Origin of the sequence: Rhodopseudomonas faecalis (genome assembly GCF_003217325.1) — a bacterium.
GTDB classification, from domain to species: Bacteria; Pseudomonadota; Alphaproteobacteria; order Rhizobiales; family Xanthobacteraceae; genus Rhodopseudomonas; species Rhodopseudomonas faecalis.
In genome coordinates, this window is the sequence record NZ_QJTI01000005.1 from 110497 (window position 1) to 123755 (window position 13259).

At 63.6% G+C, this 13259-nt stretch carries 12 protein-coding genes and 1 tRNA gene; 6 read left to right on the forward strand and 7 right to left on the reverse strand.

Annotated features, from left to right (window positions below):
• Positions 1-67: 67 nt before the first annotated feature.
• Together BJ122_RS06270 and BJ122_RS06275 are read left to right on the forward strand one after the other, a co-directional pair.
• A complete protein-coding gene (locus BJ122_RS06270; RefSeq protein ID WP_110780264.1) occupies positions 68-259 on the forward strand; it encodes a hypothetical protein in 192 nt (63 codons plus the stop codon).
• Positions 260-561: 302 nt separating this feature from the next.
• Positions 562-1593 carry a thermonuclease family protein gene (locus BJ122_RS06275; RefSeq protein ID WP_245407632.1) on the forward strand — a complete coding sequence of 344 codons (1032 nt, stop codon included), beginning with the start codon at positions 562-564 and terminating at the stop codon, positions 1591-1593.
• Between the two features lie 237 nt (positions 1594-1830).
• Here BJ122_RS06275 and BJ122_RS18965 read toward each other — a convergent pair whose 3' ends face one another.
• The 3 genes from BJ122_RS18965 to BJ122_RS06285 all read right to left on the reverse strand — a co-directional run bounded on the left by BJ122_RS18965 (position 1831) and on the right by BJ122_RS06285 (position 4269).
• A complete protein-coding gene (locus BJ122_RS18965; protein ID WP_146227162.1) occupies positions 1831-2481 on the reverse strand; it encodes a hypothetical protein in 651 nt (216 codons plus the stop codon).
• Complete coding sequence (locus BJ122_RS06280; RefSeq protein ID WP_110780321.1) at positions 2482-3117, reverse strand: DNA-processing protein DprA; 636 nt, start codon at positions 3115-3117, stop codon at positions 2482-2484.
• Between the two features lie 717 nt (positions 3118-3834).
• Positions 3835-4269 (reverse strand): thermonuclease family protein, encoded by a 435-nt coding sequence (locus tag BJ122_RS06285; RefSeq protein ID WP_110780266.1) that lies wholly within the window; start codon positions 4267-4269, stop codon positions 3835-3837.
• Between the two features lie 291 nt (positions 4270-4560).
• Between BJ122_RS06285 and BJ122_RS06290 the strand changes: the two genes are divergently transcribed.
• On the forward strand, positions 4561-4797 hold the full coding sequence (locus BJ122_RS06290; protein ID WP_110780267.1) for a zinc ribbon domain-containing protein: 237 nt from the start codon (positions 4561-4563) through the stop codon (positions 4795-4797).
• 367 nt (positions 4798-5164) lie between these two features.
• Here the strand turns inward: BJ122_RS06290 and BJ122_RS06295 are convergent.
• Both BJ122_RS06295 and BJ122_RS06300 read right to left on the reverse strand, forming a co-directional pair.
• Positions 5165-5242 (reverse strand) — tRNA-Pro (locus BJ122_RS06295).
• A gap of 108 nt (positions 5243-5350) precedes the next feature.
• The gene (locus tag BJ122_RS06300) at positions 5351-5665 is read right to left on the reverse strand and encodes a hypothetical protein (RefSeq protein ID WP_027277198.1); all 315 of its coding nucleotides are present in this window, start codon (positions 5663-5665) and stop codon (positions 5351-5353) included.
• A gap of 312 nt (positions 5666-5977) precedes the next feature.
• Here BJ122_RS06300 and BJ122_RS06305 point away from each other — a divergent pair, with 312 nt between their 5' ends.
• Positions 5978-7879: a potassium transporter Kup gene (locus BJ122_RS06305; protein ID WP_110780268.1), complete on the forward strand. Its 1902-nt coding sequence runs from the start codon at positions 5978-5980 to the stop codon at positions 7877-7879.
• A 64-nt stretch (positions 7880-7943) separates the two neighbouring features.
• On the opposite strand, the gene BJ122_RS06310 is transcribed toward BJ122_RS06305, so the two are convergent.
• A complete protein-coding gene (locus BJ122_RS06310; protein ID WP_110780269.1) occupies positions 7944-9485 on the reverse strand; it encodes an undecaprenyl-phosphate glucose phosphotransferase in 1542 nt (513 codons plus the stop codon).
• Positions 9486-9814: 329 nt separating this feature from the next.
• On the opposite strand from BJ122_RS06310, the gene BJ122_RS06315 reads away from it, so the two are divergent.
• Positions 9815-11890 (forward strand): GumC family protein, encoded by a 2076-nt coding sequence (locus tag BJ122_RS06315; RefSeq protein WP_110780270.1) that lies wholly within the window; start codon positions 9815-9817, stop codon positions 11888-11890.
• A gap of 20 nt (positions 11891-11910) precedes the next feature.
• Here BJ122_RS06315 and BJ122_RS06320 read toward each other — a convergent pair whose 3' ends face one another.
• Positions 11911-12123: a DUF2842 domain-containing protein gene (locus tag BJ122_RS06320; RefSeq protein WP_027277194.1), complete on the reverse strand. Its 213-nt coding sequence runs from the start codon at positions 12121-12123 to the stop codon at positions 11911-11913.
• An 89-nt stretch (positions 12124-12212) separates the two neighbouring features.
• Here BJ122_RS06320 and BJ122_RS06325 point away from each other — a divergent pair, with 89 nt between their 5' ends.
• Entirely contained in the window at positions 12213-13256 is a 1044-nt protein-coding gene (locus tag BJ122_RS06325; protein ID WP_110780271.1) for a COX15/CtaA family protein, read from the forward strand.
• Positions 13257-13259: the final 3 nt, after the last annotated feature.

The window sequence follows — 13259 nt, forward strand, 5'->3', positions numbered from 1 at the left end:
ATAGGGGGCCACCGTCTCATCGTCCGGTTTGTCGCGATTAACCAAAACAGCCTCCCGAGGTGAGGAAATGGCTACCGTCGATCAGTTGAACCTGCTCCGGAGGTCTGTGGATGACGCTCGGGAGCTGGCTATCAAACTTGATATGACCATGACCGCCTACATTCTGGCAATGGCGTGCTTGGAGATTGCAGAGTCGATCGACGACAAGATGTCCCGCGAAGTCTGCGCGCCCAATAGCGAACATGAATCAGACGAATAGCCGAATAGGGATATTCCCAGGTTGAAGCTCTCCGGTGTCGGCGCGCCCGAATGCCGCAGCCCCCCGGCGGAACTCCGTGGGTTGGCATGCCGGTCGGTCTAGCTTGGCGCCACACCCCAACCGCCGCACGCCGCAACCTCGGCTTGAATGGTCTCTTCTGGCGTCTGGAATGGCTGCTAGCCTCCTGAGCGAGCTTCGGGACTCCATTCACTGGTCGCATGTGTTAAGCCGCACCTGACCGGAGGCGATTGGGTGCGATGCGAAGCTTGTTAGGTTTGACGGTCTGTTGTGCAGCGGCCGCGATGTTGGTGTTCGTACCCAGCTCGGTTGGCGCTGGCGGCTGGGAAACCGTGCATCGTCACGTGCACAAGACCGGGAAGTGCGGTTCGGGCAAGGAGGTCCTCGCGACGCTCTATTCGATCGGTTCGCGCACGAGCACGGGCGAGCCTGTAAGCCGTGACAGCCTGACCGCGGCTTCCCACGAATACCCGCTCGGAACGACGGTCTCTGTGACCAATCCTGCGAACGGACGAACGTGCAGCGTCCGCATCAACGACCGAGGTCCATTCGGAAGGGCCCGCGACGCCGGTGTGAAGATCGATTTCACTCCGGGCGCGGCGCGCTGCCTGGGAATGCGGGGCACGCAGTACGTCTGCTTGCCTGGCGACGAAACCGTCGAGGTCGCCGGCGTGCCGCGCATCGTTGATGCCGATACGGTCGAGATCGGCGGCACCAAGATCCGATTGCATGGCATCGACGCGCCGGAGACCGACCAGCTCTGTCTCGACGAGAAGGGGGAGCGCTGGCCCTGCGGCATCGCATCACGCGACGAGCTTGCCAGGCGTTTCGGGGGCAAGCCGTGGACCTGCGAGGTCAGCAGTCAAGACAAATACGGCAGATCTCTTGGCACGTGCCGCGTGGGCTCAGAGAGCGTTGAGGAGTGGATGGTTCGCTCGGGCTGGGCGCTGGCCTTCATTCGCTATTCGCGCGAACACGAGGCTTCTGAGGCCGTCGCTAGGGAAGCGCAGTCCGGGTTGTGGGCCGGCGCATTCATTGCGCCATGGGATTGGCGCGACCGAAACCGAAGGACCATGATCCTCGGAGCGGCCAGCGTGCCGCGCAACGCGCAGGAGGTGCTGCTCGGGGCAGCGTCGGCGGCTGCAGCGCCGTCTCAGCAGTGCGTGATCAAGGGCAACATCAGCCGCAGCGGCGAGTGCATCTACCATCAGCCAGGCAACCGCTGGTACGCGAAGGTGATGATGGGCCCGGGGAAACGTTGGTTCTGCAGCACCACGGAAGCCGAGGCGGCCGGCTGTCGGGCACCCAAGCGCTGAGATATCTGCCGGCGTCTCATTCAAGGCGCGACGGGCGAGCTTTTCACTAGCCGGCCTTTCAAGCTGAGGCGCATGTCAGGTGAATGCATGTGCCACGCTGGTGATCTACGAGAGGCCGCCTTACAGCTCGCTGACAGCGATTACTCGCGATGCGGAATGGTCCAGACGAGCACGTGACCGCGCCGATGATCGATGCGATGCGGCGGACGGCCTGATAGCAGCGTCAGGGGCGAGGGTTCAGAACAGGGGCGGCTGAGGGATTGCAAGATCTCGGCCCTCGGCCTTGAACATATTTGGTTCTTGATTGCAGGTGCTACGAGCAACAACCAACCCCTTGTTCAATGCTGCTCCAATTTCAGACAGCCGCCACACCGCCGCAATGAATGAAGATCCGGACGTCACCACGTCATCAAATAGGATGACAGGCCGTGTGGGTTTTTGAACAACAACTAGATTGTCGTAGCGAGGTTCAGGACTTCGATGCCCGGCGGTGGTGTGAACTGCCGGAGCCGCAGATCTCCAGCGGAGGCAATCCTCGGCTACCAATTTTCCCGATGAAGCAGACGCCATGCTGCTTGCAAATGACAATGTTCGGTAGTTCGGAGACGCGCCAACTACGGCTGAGCTATTTGGTATCGGCACGATCGTGGTCGTTTCGCGCAGCGTCTTCGCAACGTCTTTTCCTATGAAGGTCCAAAGTCGTGCCAAGAACTCCTCTTTGCTGCTCTGCTCGAGTCGGATGGATAGCCCAGCGATTCCGATTTGGGCATAACCGTTGATAGGCTGTCCCTTGAGGCACTTTACGACCTTGTTCGTGTCAAAATCTTGCTGTCTGGGCGAGATCCCAGCCCAGTCCGTCAAGTAATAGCAATAGTGCTGGACCAGCATTTAGGCGCCGATAGCAGCGACGATCTCGTCCGTAGAAGACAGAACCGCTACTTTGGGATGCTTCAAGAATTGTTGCGGCCAGGAGAGAGAGCCATTTTCGGCTACCGCCCTCATAATGAAAAGCCACCGATTGAGCCGGACGCACTCTGCCGCTTGATGTAGCGTGCCTGAAGTATCTGACGCTTCAACGATCACCGTCGCATCACTGATAGCTGCCATCACGCGGTTCCGAGCTGGAAAATTCGACTTGAAGACGCGCTCGCCGTTGCGAAATGGCGAAATCAGTAAGTGGTGCTTGTAGATGTGCTGTTGAAGTTCCGAATTTTCCGCCGGGTACGCCTTGTCGAGCGGAGTTCCGATTACGGCGACCACTCGACCTTGATTGTCTATTGCACTCTGCAGAGCGGCCGTGTCGACGCCTTTCGCGAGGCCGCTGACCACCGTCACCCTAGTTCTGGCCAGATCTCGAGCAAGTTGAGAAGCCCTCCGCCAGCCATCATCTGAGACCTCGCGCGTGCCAACGATGGAGACAGTGGGGCCATCCAACAAATCGAGCTCGCCAGCATAATAGATCGCAACCTCGCGGCTGGGAGAGGCATTCCGCAAGAAATCAAGCTGGCGATCAGCCAGCGGCATGCGACCGAACCTCATCAATAGGTCCGAGAGTAAATACCGATGCGAATCGACCGGCGGAGCATACGAGCCGCGGCGGCGCTCTCTTCCTTCAATTCTGCGATTTATCATTGCGGTCGACAGCATACCGCGAATCTCACTATTTGGCCTGCAATTGTAACGACTAGTGCGGCGATGTTACAACCCGAGTCCGCGTATGGAATTGTGCGGGATCAAGCTTTCCAGCGATTTGAGAAGGGCACGGCGAGATCCCGGTGATCCAGCCAATTCGGGGCGATCGACACGGCGCCGGGCGTGCCGCAGGCCGTGCAGAGCACCATCCGGCCGACTTCTCCCCAGCTGCGGCCCGGTGTAGATCCTCGAGCCGGACGTGGCCGCTGGAGACGCTGGCGACGCCGTGGCCGTCGCTGATCCACTCGGCCGGGCTGCCGGTCGGACCTGGCACAGCCGCGGCCCGTTCTGTGCGTGCGCACAGTGCCGCGCGCGGTCAATACCGCGATGGGAAGCGAGCGGACCGGTTGGCGATCGACGAATCGGATCGAGGCACTGGTCATCGGATCACCCACAGCCACACCGCCATCATCAGCGCGAATAGGATGCATGACGTGGCGATCGCGGCGATGCGCTGGAGTCTGGTCGTTTGCCTTCCGTGTCGCGGATTGCTCACAACAGCGTCCTTTCACGCCTACGCCGGCCGGCGTGGGCGCTGGCCTCCGAGGCTCACCGCCATGGGTTCGGCGCCGGCGGGCAGCCCGTCGGCCCGCAGATGAACGGAACGGCCAAGCCTTCGCGGATCAGGATGGCCCCGACGTCTTCGCCCCGCGATTTGAGGACGCCGCACTTGCGACCGAAGTTGCAGAACGCGGAGTCTTCCGAGCCGGGCCGGCAAGAGCACTGCACCTCGGCATAGTCGAGCTCGCCGCCGCGGACGATCTCCCGAAGCCTGGCCGTGGCCCTGCCGCCGAGCTCCCGTTCTCTCTCGGTCTCTGCATTCCGCGTTTCCGGGGCATTGAAGCCGACGAGGCGGCGATCCGGCTGCTGGCCGTCGATTCGGATTGTGTCGCCGTCGATCACCCTGATCCGGTCGGGGGCGATCGGCTCGGCCGCAGCAGCGCTTGCCAGCAACAGCAACAGCGCCGGGAAAACGTGTCTCATTCCTTCGCCCCTTTGCCGCGCTCCTGCACGTTCTCTGGCGTGCACCTCTTTTCCGGTGGATTGCCACAGACCCGGCTGAACTCGGCCCAGCCGACGCACTTGCCTGACGGCCCCCGATAGCCCGGGCCGCCGCGGTCGCCGCAGGCCGGCATGGCCGACGTGGGGATCATGACGACCGCAAGAGCGGCTATGGTAACGCGCAGACGCATAATGGAACCATCGGCCCCGAGGCCCAATGGTGCAAGCCTATGACCACTGTCCGAATGGACAGGCGGCGCTATCGTGCCGGGCATGAGCCTCAAGATCACCCTCGCCGAGATGCGCGCTGCCGGCGCGCGGGCCGTGCTGGTCTATTGCCGCGCCTGCGGTCATGGCACGCGGCTTGAGGCCGAGCGCTGGCCGGATGACGTGCGGCTGTCCGATCTAGAGCCTCGGTTCACCTGCAAGGCGTGTGGCGCCCGCGGCGCCGATGTCCGGCCGGACTACAACAGCGCGCAGCGGGGCGAGGGGGCGCTCTACCGAACCTGATCAACACAAGCGCCGGTGTCATCCCCCTAGTGTTTCGATTGGTTGATCTGTCAAGGATTCGTTAACCAACCGGGAGCAGCCTCATGCGTGGCACACCTCCGTGCCGGGCCATGTGAAACCTCGAAGTGAAATCCAGACCGGACTGCAGAACCGCCGCCCGTCCTCGCTCGGGTGGCGGTTTTGTCTTTGGGACTGAGATCAGAACCCAAACTCGGCGCGGTCGTCGGTCAATTGCGGCAACGATTCTGAGCATTGGCAGGGCAGGGACCAAAGCCCCCAGATGACCCAATATGGACCCAACCCGGAAAGCCGCAATGATCGGCCAAAGAGCCGATCAAGCTAAACTGCTGAAATGTATTTGGAAAAATGGTCGGAGCGAGAGGATTCGAACCTCCGACCCCTAGTCTCCCAGACTAGTGCGCTAACCGGGCTGCGCTACGCTCCGATGCCTGTCGTGTAGCTTCGTTCGCCGCCGGGCGCAAGCCGGAGTAGCCTTTGCGCCCAGCAAAAAAGCCGCCCGAAGGCGGCTTTTGCGAATGGCAGGCGGTGTTGGTCAGCCGCGCTTAAACATGCCGGTGACATTGGCCGGAACCGGGATCTTGGCAGCCAGCCCCGGGACGAACACCAGCGCCACGATCACGCCCGCGAGCAGAATCGACAACAGCCCCATGCTGGCCAGGCCAGACACGATCCACAGCGCCACCAAAAACACCGCCACTTCACCAGCGAAATAGGCCAGCACCGTCCAAAAACTCTGCTGGGCGACCTTGATCGGCGGCGCAAACAACGCGACCGCGATGCTGAACACCAGAATCACCACGGCGTACAGGAACAGCGCCGACATGGCTTCCAAGACGGCTGCAAGCATGGGGAGTACCTCGACAGAACAGAATGATCGGCAACCATAGGACGATTCGACAGGGCACGAAAGCCGCCAGCGGCGCGCCTGCGGTGCGCGGGCACCGCTAAGCCGCCCATGGTGCCGATCCCGCCAATAATCGCGTGCAGCGCGCGGAGCGATGGCCGCGCCCCGGTATGTCGATGCCGGCGTGTGGCGCGGCGGCTTTACACGCTCTTGATGGCGGCGTGCCGTATTCCGAATGGCATCCTTATGCGCCGGCCAGGAACCTGGGAGCTGGGGCCACGAACGCTGTTCGGCCCGCTGCTTTCAGAGGACCCGATGAGCGACGCCATCAGCGCACCTGCCGCCATTCACACCAAGCGACCCACCTCCCTTGCCACCCTCACGCTCGGTTCGATCGGCGTGGTCTATGGCGATCTCGGCACCAGCCCGCTGTACGCGCTCAAGGAGAGCTTGGCGGCCGCCTCGGCCGGCGGTGCGCTGACCCAGCCGATGGTGCTCGGCGTGGTGTCGCTGGTGCTGTGGACGCTGTTCGTGATCGTCACGCTCAAATACGTGCTGCTGATCATGCGCGCCGACAATCACGGCGAAGGCGGCATTCTCACGCTGATGGCGCTGCTGCAGGGCGTGATGCGCCGCCGCTTCACCGCGATCTCGGTGCTCGGCATGGCCGGCGCCGCGATGTTCTATGGCGACGCCATGATCACGCCGGCGGTGTCGGTGCTGTCGGCAGTCGAAGGGCTGAAGCTGGCAACGCCGGCGTTCGAGCCGTACATCATGCCGCTCAGTATGGCGATCCTGATTGGTTTGTTCGTGGTGCAAAGATGGGGCACCGCCGCAGTGGCCGCCTGGTTCGGACCTGTGATGCTGGTGTGGTTCTGCGTAATCGGGATCGGCGGCCTGATGAACCTGATCGGCGATCTCAGTATTTTGGCTGCGCTCAATCCGCTGCTCGGCATCGAGTTCCTGCTCAATCACGGCTATGCCGGCATGGTGGCGCTGGGCGCGGTGTTTTTAACCGTCACCGGCGCCGAGGCGCTCTATGCCGACATGGGCCATTTCGGCCGCAAGCCGATCAAGCTGGCTTGGATGTCGATCATCTTCCCGGCGCTGGTGCTGTGCTATCTCGGGCAGGGCGCGATGCTGCTATCCAGCCCGGACAAGGCGGAAAACCCGTTTTTCCATCTGTTTCCGGAATGGGCGCTGTTGCCGATGGTCGGCTTGGCGATGCTCGCGACCACCATCGCCAGCCAGTCGGTGATCTCGGGCGCGTTCTCGCTGACGCGCCAGGCGATCCAGCTCGGACTGTTGCCGCGCATGGAAATCCGCCGCACCTCGGAGACCGAGAAGGGCCAGATCTATCTGCCGCGCGCCAACTGGCTGCTGTTGATCGCGGTGCTGTATCTGGTGTTCGCGTTCAAATCGTCGAGCGCGCTGGCGGCCGCATTCGGTATCGCTGTCACCGGAACCATGGTGATCACCAGCATCATGGCATTTTTGGTGATGCGGACCTGCTGGAAATGGCCGCTGCTGGTGTCGGCGCTGGTGATCGCGCCGTTCCTGGCGGTCGACACCATCTTTCTGTCGGCCAATCTGCTCAAAGTGTTCGAGGGAGGCTGGATCCCGCTGGCGATGGGCACCGCGCTGATGGTGATCATGATCACCTGGCAGCGTGGCTCCAAGATCGTGGCGCAGAAATCGGTGCGCGACGAGACCGACCTTGATGATTTCATCCGCTCGATTTCGACCTCAAGCTCGGCGGTCCGGGTCCGGGGCGTCGCGGTGTTCCTGACCGCCAATCCGAACTCGACGCCGACCTCGCTGATGCACAACCTCAAGCACAACAAGGTGCTTCATGAGCACAACGTGATCCTGCGGGTGGTGACCGAGGATGTGCCGCGCGTGCCGAACAGCGGCCGCGCCAGCGTCGAAGTGGTCAATGACCGCTTCACCCGGATCGTGCTGCGCTTTGGCTATATGGAAACGCCGGATGTGCCGGCAGCGCTGCGGCAATGCGCGGCGGGTGGTTTTGCCTACAACGCCATGAACAGTTCGTTCTTCTTGTCGCGCCGGGTGATCCGCGCCGGCCGGCCGTCGGACATGCCGCGCTGGCAGTCATGGCTGTTCGTCAACATGGCGAAATGGGCCGACGACGCCAGCCTGTATTTCCAGATCCCGAGCGGCCGCGCGGTCGAGATCGGCATGCAGATCAATGTCTGAGAGGGACCGGAGCGGGAGGGCGCTGTGGTCACCGCAGCGCCTGAGGAAACAAACGCCAGCAAGCTTAGTAGGCGTTCTCGCCCTTCAGCAGCGCCCACGGCGTCTTGAGCAGGATGTACAGATCGAACAGCACCGACCAGTTCTCGATGTAGTACAGATCGAACTCGACGCGCTTCTGGATCTTCTCATCGGTGTCGACCTCGCCGCGCCAGCCATTGATCTGCGCCCAGCCGGTGATGCCCGGCTTGACGCGATGGCGCGCGAAATAGCCATCGACCGCCTCGTCGAACAGCCGGTTCTGCAGCTTGCCCTGCACCGCATGCGGGCGCGGCCCGACCAGCGACAGATTGCCCTTGAACACCACGTTGAACAGCTGCGGCAGCTCATCAAGGCTGGTGCGGCGGATGAACCGGCCGACGCGGGTGACGCGCGGATCGTTCTTGGTCACCACCTTGGACGCGGTCGGGTCGGCCTGATGATGATAGAGCGAGCGGAACTTGAAGACGTCGATGCGCTCATTGTTGAAGCCGAACCGCTTTTGCCGAAACAGCACCGGGCCGGGGCTGTCGAGTTTGATGGCGAGCGCCACCAGCGCCATCACTGGCGCCGCCACCAGCAGGATCAGGCCGCCGACAATACGGTCGAACAGCATCTTCATCACCAGATCCCAGTCGGTGATCGGCGCTTCAAATACGTCGAGCGTCGGCACCTTGCCGAGATAGGAATAGGAGCGGGGCCGGAACCGCAGCCGGTTGGTGTGCGCCGACAGCCGGATATCGACCGGCAGCACCCATAGCTTCTTCAGCATTTCCAAAATGCGCGTTTCCGCGGAAATCGGCAGCGCGAACAGCACCAGATCGACGCGGGTGCGGCGCGCGAATTCCACGATGTCATCGACCTTGCCGAGCTTGGGCACGCCGGCGCAATTGTCGAGCGCCCGCTCGTCATTGCGATCGTCGAACACGCCCAAAATCCGCAAGTCGGAATCGTCCTGGGCGTTGAGCGCGCGGATCAGGCGTTCGCCATTGTCATCGGCGCCGACGATCACCGTGCGGCGGTCAAGCCGGCCTTCGCGCGCCCAGCGTCGCACCAGGCTGCGCAGCCCGAGGCGCTGCGCGATCAACGCACTCAAGCCGGCGAGGTAAAAGCCCAACAGCCAGACCCGCGACACCTCGCTGCCAAGCTTTGCGAAGAACGACACGCCGATGAACAGCAGAAACACCACGGTCCAAGCCGACAGCATCCGCGTGAATTGCCGCAGCTGGCAGCGGAACATCTGCACCTGGTAGAGATCGGCTGCCTGGAACGCCAGCACCATGGCAGAAGTCATCGCAAAGATCGCCGCCATGTACGGCCAGGTAGCGCCATCGTTGCGCGCCACGTAACCGAAATACAGAACAACGCCGGTCAGGCTGATCAGAACGAAGTCGCTGATGCGCGCCATACCAGTGATCACAACCGGCGAATAGGCGGGGCGCACTTTCTCGTTGGCAATAGCAAGCGCCGGTGCGGAGAGCCGGCGGCGGCGCTCAACGGGTACACCGGTCGGTGTGGCGCTCGGCGTTGCAGCTGCGCTGATCAGCGCGCGTGCGTCGATAGGTTCCAAGACTTACTGTCCCGTATTTGCCGCAAGCGGTCAGGCCGCGTCAGCGATCGTTTTCTTCATTCTGCTATCGATTAACGGAAAACTTGGAACAATTAGTTAGCGGCTCGTGCGACAACTGCTGCGCATCGTCTGGGGCCATCCCAACTACACTTCAGATCACGACATTCCACAGGGATTGCGCGACCTTGAGTTGTGATTTTGATCCCAAAACTCATGACCGCTGGCGCGGCGCCCCTTAAGCAAGCGTCGCCCGGCAATTAACGCCCCGGCAACCTTAATGAAGTGTAATCGCTGCCAGACTCAGCGGGGACACGGGTCGGGAGTTTTCCATGCGTTTGGCGTTTTGGCGGAAGGGCGGCGGCGTGCCGGTCGGTGAGGCGGCTACGGCTGACCCGACTGCGGACAATGACGCCGAAGCGCCGTCTGGGCGCCAGGCAGCGGCCATTTTGCGCCAGAAGAAATGGCGCGTGCTGGCGCCGACCGCGCTGGCGCTGTTGCTGTCGCTGGCGATCGTCAGCCTGATGGCGCCGCGTTATCAATCAACCTTGCAGCTCTCGAGCGAGCGCCCGAGCGCCGTGCGGCAGCAATTGCTGAAATCGCGCGACATCGCCCGCGAGGTGATCGACAGCGCCAAGCTGATGGAGCGGCCGGAATTCGATCCGGTGCGCGGCCAGCCGTCGGCGCTGAAATCGCTGGCGTCATTGGCCGGCCTTGCCAAGGATCCGCTGGTGCAGACGCCCGAGCAGCGCGTGCTGGCCGCTTATTTCGACCGGCTGACAGTCGAGGCCGATGACGCCGCGCGAACGTTGGTGGTGGGGTTCCAGTCCAGCGATCCCAACCTTGCGGAAGAGGTGGTCGAGGCGATCGCCGAGCACGCCGAGGTGTTGGAAGAGACGCTGCGGCAGCAGCAGGCGAGCGCCGATGCCCAGCGTCGGACCGGCGCGATCGACCAGCAGCGCAAGCGGCTGGCGGAGGCCGAGGCGCGGGTTGCACAATTGCGCGCGCTGTCGGTGGATGGCGATGGTGCCGCAAATCTCAATACCGAATTGATCAAGGCGCGCGCGCAGAAGTCCGAGGCCGAAGCCAAGGCGCGGCTGCTGCAAGACGCGCTGCAAAGCGGCCGGCCGATCGATGTCGCGGCGCTTGATGCCGAACCGATGCGCCGGCTGACCGAGCGGCGGGCCGCGCTGCGCGGCGAACTGGCTCAGCAGTCGCTGACCTTGCTCGATGGCCATCCGCGCATCAAGGAGCTGAAGGCGCAACTCGCCGAGCTGGATCGGCAGCTTCGTGCCGAGGCGACGCGGCAGGCGCAATCATTGGAAGTTGAGGCGCGGCTCGCCGCCGAGCGGATCGACAGCCTGACCGCTAACCTCGAGCAACTCGCCCGGCAGCCGTCGCCGGCGTCCGACAAGTCGCAGCTCGCCGCGGCGGAACGCGAGCTGAATGCGCAGCGTGTCAAGCTTGAGTCCGAGCAGGCTGCCGGCCGCGCGACGGCCGAGCCCGAAGCGACGGATGCCGAGGCGGCCGACCAGCAGATGGTGTCGACCACGCCGGTTGCTCCGCGCAAGCTGCCGATCGTGCTGGCGGCGACGCTCGCCACCATGCTGCTCTCCGCAGGGGTCACGGTCGCGCGCCACAGGCCGCGTCCAGCCGCGCCGTCGGAAGCGGATGATGGCGCGGATGAGGATGTCGGGGAGCAGGGCACCGCGATGGAGCCCGAACCGCTGACGCCGCCGGTCGAGACGGCGATCGAAGTGCCGGCCGACCCGGTGCCGGCCTTCACCGCGGCTGTACCCGACACCCATCCTGCCTTGGCGGCCGCGGTCGGCGACCTTGAGGCGCTGGCTGCCGAGCTGAGCAAGGCCGGCCGCGCGGCGCGCAAGCTGACATTCCTGGGGGCCCGCCAGCCGGGCGGCGCCACCATGACCGCATTGACGCTGGCGCGGCTGTTGTCGCGGAGCGCCAAGGTGGTGCTGATCGATCTGGCGCCGTCATCGCTCGCGCTGCGGGCGATTTCGACCGACCCGGCGGCGCCGGGCCTTGCCGAATTGCTGCTGAAACAGGCCTCGTTCGGCGACATCATCAATCGCGACCGCTTTTCGCAGCTGCATCTGGTCACCACTGGCCATGGCGGCGCCGACCGGGCGCTGCTGCGCTCGCCAGAGCTCAACCTGGTGCTCGATGCGCTGCTGCGCGTCTATGACCACGTGTTGCTCGATGCCAGCGCCGCGACCGACCTGTCCGCGGGACTTTTGAGCGCGCAGGCGCATGCCATCGTGCTGCCAGAGCCGGACATGACGGCGCATGAGCAGGCGCAGCGGCGCGCGCAGCTGATGGCGGTTGGATTTTCGGATGTGACGATGCTGGGCAGCCCGCCGCCACTCGCCGTGCCGGCAGCGGCCTGACGGGACTTTTGGGCGCCGCCTCAGGCGGTGCGGTCAGGCCGCGACATCCAGCTCACGATCGGCATCGCCGGCAGCACCCAGCCGAGCCCGACCACGACATAGAAGCCGGCCTGCATCCATTTGGAGTCCTGGATCAGCGGGAACTGGGCCAGCACCATGCCGAACAGCGACCAGGTGATGGCCAGCACCAGCAGACCGATGGTTCCAACGAATTTGCGGGTGCGGATCTTCATGGTTTCGGGTCCGGAGCAATGTACCGCGCGGGTTGCGCGCATGCAGCGTGGCGATAGGCTGCGAAAAACACATTCGGGGTAGGGCGTCAATGGCCGGTTCCTCCAACGCTCGATTTGTTGCGCTGCGCATCTGGCTGTTTTCGGTCGCGGGGCTGATCGTGGCGATGGTGTTGGTCGGCGGCGCCACAAGGCTGACCGGCTCCGGCCTGTCGATCGTGGAATGGCAGCTGGTGACCGGCACGCTGCCGCCGTTGTCGGACCAGCAATGGCTTGAGGCGTTTTCGGCCTATCAGCAGATACCGCAATATCGCCAGCTCAATGCCGGCATGACGCTGGCCGAGTTCAAGACGATCTTTTGGTGGGAGTGGAGCCATCGGCTGCTCGGCCGCGTGATCGGCCTCGCTTATCTGGTGCCATTCCTCTGGTTCATCTGGCGCGGCGGGCTGGAACGCACGCTGCAGCGCCGGCTGTGGCTGATTTTTGCGCTCGGCGCGCTGCAAGGAGCTGTCGGCTGGTGGATGGTGAGCTCCGGGCTGACGCAGCGCGTCGAGGTCGCGCAGGAACGGCTGGCGATCCATCTGACGCTGGCGCTGGCGATCTTCGCGGCGATCATCTGGACGCTGCAACGGCTTGGCCCACAACACAAAGAACAAGGTTCTAAGCGGCTGCGCTTCACGGCAGCGGCGCTGCTGGCGCTGGTATTCGTGCAGCTATTTCTGGGAGCGCTGGTCGCCGGGCTGCGTGCCGGGCGAATCTACAACACCTGGCCGCTGATCGACGGCGCGCTGCTGCCAGCGGCGCAGCGGCTGTGGCTCGAAACGCCATGGTGGCGCAATCTGGTCGATAATCAGCTCACCGTGCAGTTCAATCACCGCATGATGGCCTATGCGCTGTGCGCCCTCGCACTGCTGCATGTGATCGATGCGTGGCGCTGCCGGGCGGCGACAAGCAGCGCGCTGCTGCTACTCGGTGCACTGCTATTGCAGGCCGGGGCCGGGGTGCTGACGCTGCTCTATCAGGTTCCGATCGGACTTGGGCTGTTGCATCAGGCGCTGGCGGTGCTGGTGCTGACACTGGCGGTTACGCATCTGGCGCGGCTGTGGCCGCCGCGCGCGCCACAGCTCCTTCGCTAGAGC

What these genes read in the sequence shown, in the direction of transcription:
- BJ122_RS06305 (WP_110780268.1), top strand. Translation starts at nt 5,978, where the DNA reads ATGAGCGACGCCATCAGCGCACCTGCCGCCATTCACACCAAGCGACCC.
- BJ122_RS06290 (WP_110780267.1), top strand. Translation starts at nt 4,561, where the DNA reads ATGAGCCTCAAGATCACCCTCGCCGAGATGCGCGCTGCCGGCGCGCGG.
- BJ122_RS06275 (WP_245407632.1), top strand. Translation starts at nt 562, where the DNA reads ATGTTGGTGTTCGTACCCAGCTCGGTTGGCGCTGGCGGCTGGGAAACC.
- BJ122_RS06270 (WP_110780264.1), top strand. Translation starts at nt 68, where the DNA reads ATGGCTACCGTCGATCAGTTGAACCTGCTCCGGAGGTCTGTGGATGAC.
- BJ122_RS06325 (WP_110780271.1), top strand. Translation starts at nt 12,213, where the DNA reads ATGGCCGGTTCCTCCAACGCTCGATTTGTTGCGCTGCGCATCTGGCTG.
- BJ122_RS06315 (WP_110780270.1), top strand. Translation starts at nt 9,815, where the DNA reads ATGCGTTTGGCGTTTTGGCGGAAGGGCGGCGGCGTGCCGGTCGGTGAG.
- BJ122_RS06285 (WP_110780266.1), bottom strand. Translation starts at nt 4,269, where the DNA reads ATGAGACACGTTTTCCCGGCGCTGTTGCTGTTGCTGGCAAGCGCTGCT.
- BJ122_RS18965 (WP_146227162.1), bottom strand. Translation starts at nt 2,481, where the DNA reads ATGCTGGTCCAGCACTATTGCTATTACTTGACGGACTGGGCTGGGATC.
- BJ122_RS06320 (WP_027277194.1), bottom strand. Translation starts at nt 12,123, where the DNA reads ATGAAGATCCGCACCCGCAAATTCGTTGGAACCATCGGTCTGCTGGTG.
- BJ122_RS06300 (WP_027277198.1), bottom strand. Translation starts at nt 5,665, where the DNA reads ATGCTTGCAGCCGTCTTGGAAGCCATGTCGGCGCTGTTCCTGTACGCC.
- BJ122_RS06280 (WP_110780321.1), bottom strand. Translation starts at nt 3,117, where the DNA reads ATGCCGCTGGCTGATCGCCAGCTTGATTTCTTGCGGAATGCCTCTCCC.